Consider the following 1,098-nt stretch of genomic DNA (forward strand, 5'->3'; position numbering starts at 1 on the left):
CCGCCGACGTCATCGAGAAGCAGGGCTGGGCGCAGGGGAGCTTCTTCGAGAGGCCCACCGGCGACGACGGCCTGCCCGACCTCAGCATCGACGCGCGCACCTGCCCCGTCTGTGCCCGGGGCGGCATCTCCGTCGCCGTCGGCCAGCTCCCCACCTTCGGTGACGGCGCGTACGTGGAAGCCGACGCGATCGCCGACTGGGAGGTCGTCGCCACCGCTGAGAAGGTCTTCGCCGACTACCTCGCCGCGCGGGAGGGCTGGCCGGCCGACCGCACCATGCGGCCCGACATCGAGTACTGGAACGACACCAGCGAGCGCACCGCCGAGGAGGTCGTCGCCGCGCTCCGCGACTGCGCCTCCCACGTACGCGACGCCGTCTGACGACAGCCCAGGATCCCCAATCATGAAGCCCACCCACAGGCGACGCCGTAACCCTCCTCGATCTATCGGATGGCTTTACCTCGCGCTCGGCGTCTTCGTGAACTATCTGACCTGGGTGTTCCTTCTCGACCGCATGTGGGCGGAGGCAAACGCCTACGCGACACTCGCCGCGTTCAACCTTGCGGCGGCCTGGTTCATCCTCTGCCCCGACCACCGAGACGAGGAAACATGCTGACCGAGCCCTGCTGGGTCGTGCTCTCCGGCGGTTGCCGACTGGAGGGCCACTACGACTCCGAGGCCGCCGACCGGCTCGCCGAGCTGGTCGACCGCGGCATGGCGCTGCGCCTGGACGAGGAGTGCGGGCCTGGCTGCACGCGCACCGTGGGCGGGGCGGCCGCAGAGCTGGTGCTGCTGCGCGACCGGATCCTGCTGTACGTCAGCCAGCTGGAGCGCGTCTCGGCTCCGGTGGTGCGCGGCCAGCACGGGGACGGCCAGGCCGCCGCGCGGGCCGAGACGGCGCGGATCCTGCGCGGCCTGCTGAACGGCTCCCCGCCGCCGCGCGAGGCCGGGATGCACGCCTGGGAGCTGAGCGCCTCGGCCCGGGTCGTCGACGGCCAGGAGCAGCGGGAGGAGTCCGCGGCCGCGGCGCGGGGGGTCCAGGAGGTGCGCCTGCCCGAGTGAGCCCGGACATGACGAAGGCCGGTCCCCAGCGGGGCCG

The 1,098-nt window shown here is 72.5% G+C and carries 3 protein-coding genes; all 3 read left to right on the top strand.

Features of this window, described 5'->3' with window-relative positions; genetic code table 11:
• A partial coding sequence (locus ABD140_RS39840; RefSeq protein WP_344248255.1) for a DUF6197 family protein occupies positions 1 to 380 on the top strand: 380 nt, incomplete at its 5' end.
• A gap of 22 nt (positions 381 to 402) precedes the next feature.
• Positions 403 to 615 (top strand): hypothetical protein, encoded by a 213-nt coding sequence (locus ABD140_RS39845; protein ID WP_344248257.1) that lies wholly within the window; start codon positions 403 to 405, stop codon positions 613 to 615.
• The gene (locus ABD140_RS39850) at positions 609 to 1,061 is read left to right on the top strand and encodes a hypothetical protein (protein WP_344248259.1); all 453 of its coding nucleotides are present in this window, start codon (positions 609 to 611) and stop codon (positions 1,059 to 1,061) included. Before ABD140_RS39845 ends, ABD140_RS39850 begins: the two co-directional genes overlap by 7 nt.
• The last annotated feature ends 37 nt before the right edge of the window (positions 1,062 to 1,098 follow it).

It is taken from the genome of Actinocorallia libanotica (assembly GCF_039525175.1).
Taxonomy (GTDB): Bacteria; Actinomycetota; Actinomycetes; order Streptosporangiales; family Streptosporangiaceae; genus Actinocorallia; species Actinocorallia libanotica.